This window comes from Sphingomonas sp. CFBP 13706 (genome assembly GCF_014842355.1).
In the GTDB taxonomy this organism is placed as follows: Bacteria; Pseudomonadota; Alphaproteobacteria; order Sphingomonadales; family Sphingomonadaceae; genus Sphingomonas; species Sphingomonas aerolata.
This window is the reverse complement of record NZ_JACYVM010000017.1, coordinates 61459-67733: the sequence shown is the minus strand read 5'-3', so window position 1 is coordinate 67733 and position 6275 is coordinate 61459. Positions and strand designations below refer to the sequence as shown.

General features: G+C 53.2%; 4 protein-coding genes. 3 read left to right on the top strand and 1 reads right to left on the bottom strand.

Translation table 11 applies throughout. The features are described from left to right. Positions 1–322, top strand: a 322-nt coding sequence (locus IFS44_RS21950; protein WP_206757875.1) for a hypothetical protein, incomplete at its 5' end; no start/stop codon positions are given. 445 nt (positions 323–767) lie between these two features. Here IFS44_RS21950 and IFS44_RS19265 read toward each other — a convergent pair. Then, positions 768–1562, bottom strand: a complete 795-nt coding sequence (locus tag IFS44_RS19265; protein ID WP_192099682.1) for a response regulator transcription factor — start codon at positions 1560–1562, stop codon at positions 768–770. A gap of 158 nt (positions 1563–1720) precedes the next feature. On the opposite strand from IFS44_RS19265, the gene IFS44_RS19260 reads away from it, so the two are divergent. Next, positions 1721–5179: a TonB-dependent receptor domain-containing protein gene (locus tag IFS44_RS19260; protein ID WP_342366500.1), complete on the top strand. Its 3459-nt coding sequence runs from the start codon at positions 1721–1723 to the stop codon at positions 5177–5179. A gap of 69 nt (positions 5180–5248) precedes the next feature. Then, positions 5249–6253 carry a 2OG-Fe(II) oxygenase gene (locus tag IFS44_RS19255; protein ID WP_082446604.1) on the top strand — a complete coding sequence of 335 codons (1005 nt, stop codon included), beginning with the start codon at positions 5249–5251 and terminating at the stop codon, positions 6251–6253. Positions 6254–6275 lie beyond the last annotated feature (22 nt).

Here is a 6275-nt window from a genome sequence, read left to right as displayed (position 1 = left end):
AGCTCTGTTTCAAACTACGGGCCTGCCCGCGGCCGATCCCAGCTTTTTCAACACAATCCACCAAATCCGGTCGTTCAGTGTGTACGCGAACGATCCTGAAACCTGCCGTTCGAACGATCATCAGATTCCCGTTTTTCCATGTCCGGCAAGCAATTTTGGGAAAACCCAATCGGGAATAGATTTTGAGAAAGCGGCTCGTTCGGGGACGACGAAACCATTGCCGCACCACGCCTTTCCCGCTGGACCTTGCTTTTCGAGAAGGGCGATCGACAGAAAGCACGTCAATCCAGACATTCCGCTATCGCCCGGATTGTGGACGTAGCCGGCGTATGACATGTCCTTACATGGACGGGAGCTATCGATGTCGAATTGGACCACGCGGCTGAAAACCGAATGCCTCCACGGCTAAGAATGTTCTTCGCCAGGCTGTCTCTGCTGGTTGTTACCTAGCTTGTCGTGACCGGCGCGATCAAGATGGTCCGAGGCAACGCTACGTTCAGCCCCTTAGTGCTAACTGGCTTGGTTTTAGGATGCGCGTTAGCTGCTATCTTCGCACCTGTTCCGCTTGAATACCGTCAGCCGGCAGAATAGGGAGCTTTCACGGTAACGTTCGGTATCTATCAAGCCCCGCACGTTCCTAAAAAATCAAGACTTTTGCCTCAGGAGCGGCCAGGATTGGAGAAAAGTCGCCATCCCAGTACGCAGGCTAGAGGATGCCGGCTGCACCATCGGCCCAGATCGCCAAGGCAGCTATGTAGTTCCACATATTATTCAGTGCAGGGAGGAACCGTTATCAAACGATAACCCCTGCCTCGAACGGTTTCTATTATGCCATGACCGCCATAGCGCGCCATTTTCTTGCGAAGACGGCTTATAGAAACGTCAAGCGAACGAGGATCAAATTCTTTAGAATAGGCGCCAATATTCCTTAGGCTTAACCTGTCTCTTATTATTCCAGGATTGCTGAACAGACTTACTAATACGCCACATTCAGCATTCGTAACTGGAATGGCAATACCAGTTGGAGAGTAAAGTTGGCACCTGTCTTTGTTTACCGTCCAGCCTCGATAACTTAAATCTGAGCCTATCGCATTGTCACTTTTTGAATAGGTTTCGATTGCCCTTGTGGTGTCTTTTGATCGACGCCGAAGTAAGGCGCGGACCCTAGCCTTAAGCTCACGAGATCCACACGATAACGGTACGCAATCATCCGCGCCCAATTCAAGTGCTAATACTCTGTCTATTTCGTCATCGGTGTCGGAATGAGCCAAAATACCGAATGATTCGCCCACTTTGGAAATAGATCGCATTAATTGCATGCTATCATGATCTGGCAGGTTGGTACTAGTAATAACTAGATCATACTTCTCTTGATTGAGAATAGCGAGCAAGTCCCTTGCCGTATCAGTCTCGACAAATTCGTACGAGTTCTGCGAGATTGCTTTAATTATAGCAAGTCTTTGATAAATAGAACCGGCGACAACTATTCGCTGCTTTTTATGTTCAAGCTTATCGTTTGCCAGATTGTTATCAGCGGTCGCAGTGCGCTCGTTATCGGACATATGAGGATACTCGAGTTAACCAATAAGCAGCTGTAATCGTGGTATACATAAGGAAAGCCTGCCTCCCGCTTTTTCGGTTTCATTTGAGGAATGATGATTCATGAGAGGGTCCGATGTCGAGCGTAACGATCTGAGATTGCTCAATCGGCTTTGGCGACGTGAGCGCAGGCGCGGTATGGAATGTATCATTTTTGTCACATTCGATAACGGAAATCTATATTGACGAAATTTATGACCCCGTTCCCTTGCGCACAAAGGTGCGAAGCGGCTTAATTCATTCAGAAAAGCAAAAGCAATACAGGGGTTGCGTCATGAAATTCTCTCGTCTCCTAGGTGCTACGGCACTCGCCGGCGTTCTTGCCGTTATGCCTAACATCGCGTCGGCTCAGGCTGAACCATCGTCCATGCAGGCGCAGCCCAACGGGGTCGCAACAGATGCCACGGTGGGGTCGACGACGCAGAATGCCGAGGAAACCGCGGTAGCAACCGGGCAGGCGGAAGCTACGGACCGGGGCGATATCGTCGTCACCGGATCGCGCATTCGTTCACCAAATATCCAGTCAACCTCTCCGATCACGACTGTGTCAGGCGAACAACTTTTCCAGACCGGAAAGGTATCAGTAGGCGACACCCTGAACGAGCTGCCGCAGCTACGTAATACCTTTAGCCAGCAAAACTCTACTCAGTATTTGGGTACTCGGGGTCTGAACCTCGTTGATCTGTACGGCCTTGGCACGCAGCGCACGCTGGTGCTCGTTAACGGGCGCCGGCATGTTGCAGGCGATATCCTGAACACTGGCGTGTCGGTTGATATCAATACGATTCCCTCGGACCTGATTAAAGACATCCAGGTTCTGACTGGTGGCGCGTCGGCGACCTATGGTTCAGATGCCGTTGCAGGTGTCGTCAACTTTGTCCTGAAGGATGATTATGATGGCCTGAGCCTCCGCGGGCAGTCCGGTATCAGTAAATATGGCGACGCGGGTGCCCAGCTGATCAGCGGTATCGCGGGCAAGAACTTCGGTGGTGGACGCGGCAATATCACAGTAAGCGCAGAATATGCCCATCAGGAAGACTACTACGCGAGCGGACGACCGAACCTGAAGCAGGTAAATGGTTTCGTGACCGTGGATACCGATCCAGCCGGGTCGGTGAACGGCGCGGACAACGTTATCGACCGAGCGTTTTTCAACGACATCAGGTCGGCCACCATCTCGACCGGTGGTCAGGTGGGTATCCGGTATCGGCCGGGCTTAGCAGGAGCACCCTGTGGTAACGATGCGGTCGGCACGTCGTTCACCTGCGCTTATCTGTTCCAGCCTGGCGGGGCTTTGGCTCAGCAGAATGGCCTTCGCGTCGGCCTTGGGCCGAACGGGAATTTCATAAACGGTAACGGGTACAATAGCCGCCAAGGCCGCCTCTTGGTTCTCTCTCCTGATCTGAAGCGGTATTCGTTCAACGTTCTCGGACACTATGAGATTTCGCCCGCGTTCGTTCCGTTTGTCGAAGCAAAATACGCACGCAGCGACGCGCGTGGATCCCAAAGTGGTCCTTTCTTCTCGACCGGAACAACATTGGGTGACGTGACATCGGTTACCGGGGTCTCCGACTTTTCATACTTTACCACCGGCGACGTTAATCGTGAGGGCGTCCGGCTTGATAACCCGTACCTTGCTGCCCAAGCCCGCGCGACGCTTGCCACGCAGCTCACGGCCGGCATCAACTCTGGTGTGAACCCCAATACCGGCGCTGCATTTGGTACCACGGCAGCAGGCATCGCGCGGCAAAATGCATCACTGGCACAGGTTGCCGCCGGTACATATCGCTTCGGTCTTCGCCGCAATTGGCTCGATCTCGGTATTCGTGACGAACAGATCCGTCGTGAAACCTATCGGATCGTCGGTGGCGTTCGTGGCGATTTCAACGATGATTGGAACTACGAACTTTCTGCCAACTATGGGGAATTCAAAGAAAGGAACCTCATCCAGGGGAATATCAATACCCAGCGATATCTGCTTTCCCTCGATTCGACGACGAATGCCGCTGGTCAGGTAGTATGCCGGGCACAGGTCGACCCGCGCTATGCTGGTGGCGATGCCGGCGGGAACCCAGCTCAGCTAGCAGCTGACATCGCGGCATGCGTGCCGATTAACCCCTTCGGCGATGGTTCTGTTTCGCAGGCCGCCCGCGACTACCTGACGGTTGCATCACGCGCACAAGGTAAGATCACGCAGTTCGATGCAACTGGCTTTGTCTCAGGTGATCTGAGTCAGCTGTTCACGCTCCCAGGCGGTCCGATTGGCTTTGTCGTTGGCGGTGAGTATCGTCGCGAGACCAACAAGTACGATCTCGATGACTTCACGCAGGCAGGTTACGCTTTCTATAATGCGATTCCGGCCCTCAATCCGCCGACGGCTTTCGAGGTAAAGGAAGCGTTCGGCGAGTTGCGGGTACCGCTCCTCAAGGATTTGCCATTGATCCGTGAGCTTACCGTCAACGGTTCGGGTCGTGTTTCTGACTACAAGGGCGCTGCCGGTACCGTCTATGCGTACTCCGGCGGTGTTCAGTACCGTCCAGTGAATGATCTTATGATTCGAGGAAGTTACTCGCGATCTGTTCGCGCGCCAAACTTGGGTGAGCTTTATTCAGCTCAGTCTCAGAACTATGCGCCGGCGCCGAACGATCCCTGTTCGGCACGTAACTTGGCAACGGGTTCTGCTAATCGCGTCGCAAATTGTGATGCGGCAGGTCGCCCCGCAGGATATGACTTCGTGTATGGTGCGTCGCTTGAGTTTGTCAGCGGTGGTAATCCAAACCTGAAGGCAGAAAAGTCTGACTCCTATACCGGCGGCTTCGTTCTTACCCCATCCTTCGTGCCGGGACTTTCGATATCGGCCGACTACTACGACATCACGGTCAACAACGTGATTACCTCTACAGGGTCGGCGCAGGATATCTTGAACCTCTGCTACGACGCAGCATCCTTGGATAACCCCTTCTGCGGCCTCTTTCAGCGCGCAGGAGCAAGCGGCGGGCCTGGTGGTGAACAGCCTTTCCAGGTTTTGGAAGGGTCCCTTCTTCAATCCACGGCAAACTTTGCGAAGTTGAAGGTCCGCGGCGTTCAGGCGAACGTGAACTATAACCACAAATTCTCTTGGGGTAGCGGCTTCGTACAAGCAGCCTATGTTCGCTCGATCCAGAACGATACCTTCACCAATCCTGCTGACCCATCGTTCAGAGATCGGTTGCTTGGGGAGTTGGGCGATCCGAAGAATCGTTTGACCCTCAACACAGGTGTAAATGTCGGGAAAGTTGGGTTTAATTACGGATTCCGTTACATTGGTCCCGGTTATCTTAATACTTATGAGGACTACAACAGCTTGAATGGCGTTCCGCCACAGAATGCAGATTATGCGCCAATCAAGCAGTACCCTGCAGTGGGGTATCACGATATCCGATTTGAAGCGGACGTTTCTGATCGGTTTAATACGTACATCGGCATCGATAATATCGGTAACAAGCAGCCGCCATACGGCCTGACCGGTGTTACAGATGGGTCTGGTATCTATGACGTTCGTGGCCGGTATCTTTATGTAGGTGCAGTCGCCAAGTTCTGATCGTCCAATTACAGCATAACTCGGGGTCGGTGGTTTCCACCGGCCCCCATTTTGCGTTATGCGAAGGCGATGTCAGAAAGTGCATCTCTACAGGCGGTTGATCGCCTCGTTGCTAATCAACGCATTCCCGAAGCCATCTCTGTGCTCGTTGCCGCCGCAGCCCGTCAGGACCGCGAAGCGCTGTTTCAACTCGGCTTTTGGCAGATCGTTGGAGACGTCGTGTCGCGGGATCTCATCGCGGCGCGCTCAGCACTTAGTCAGGCGGCGGCTCTCGGTCACCATGAAGCGCAGATGATGGAGATCGCCCTCACTGCAAACGGAAGCGGGGGGGCACCGGATTGGAAGGCGGCTAGGCGGCTGTTGGAAGCAACGCCCGGAGATAATCATCAAGCCAGGCAGGTCCTGGAACTGATCCGCAACATGACGCTGGACGCCGACGGATTGCCCGCACAAGCTTTCGTTTCCGAACCATTGTCAGGAGACGGCACAGTTTCTCGTGTGTCTGCGTTCCTGACACCAGCGGAATGTCGCCATCTGATGCATAGCGCTGAGGATCTTTTGACTCCGGCGCTGGTCGTTGATCCACGAAGCGGTCGCAAAATTATCAATCCGATTAGAACATCCGATACCGCAAGCATTGGACCATTGCGGGAGGACCTAGCTATCAGAGCGATTAATATGCGGATTGCCGAGCTAAGCGATACTTCAGTCTTTGCGGGTGAAGCGCTCACAATATTGCGATACCAAGTCGGTCAACAGTTCCGGTTGCATTCTGACGCCTTGCCGGCTTCCAAGAACCAGAGAACCAAGACCGTCATTATATACTTGAATAATGACTTTATTGGTGGGGAGACGGTCTTTCCTATTTTAAACGTGAAAGTATCGCCCGTGATGGGCGATGCCATAATATTCTCAAACGTAACGCCGGATGGAAATATGGCTGTAACCAGTAATCATGCTGGCCTCCCCGTACTTCAAGGTAGCAAGTGGATTGCCACGCGCTGGATACGGTCAAATCCGTTTGATATTTGGAAGGGTTCTGAGGTACCTATTCGCGATAGCCATTCGGATTAGCTTGGCCGGCTACGGCATCCTG

Coding starts and splice junctions, on each gene's coding strand:
- IFS44_RS19265 (WP_192099682.1), bottom strand. CDS start 1,562: ATGTCCGATAACGAGCGCACTGCGACCGCTGATAACAATCTGGCAAAC.
- IFS44_RS19255 (WP_082446604.1), top strand. CDS start 5,249: ATGTCAGAAAGTGCATCTCTACAGGCGGTTGATCGCCTCGTTGCTAAT.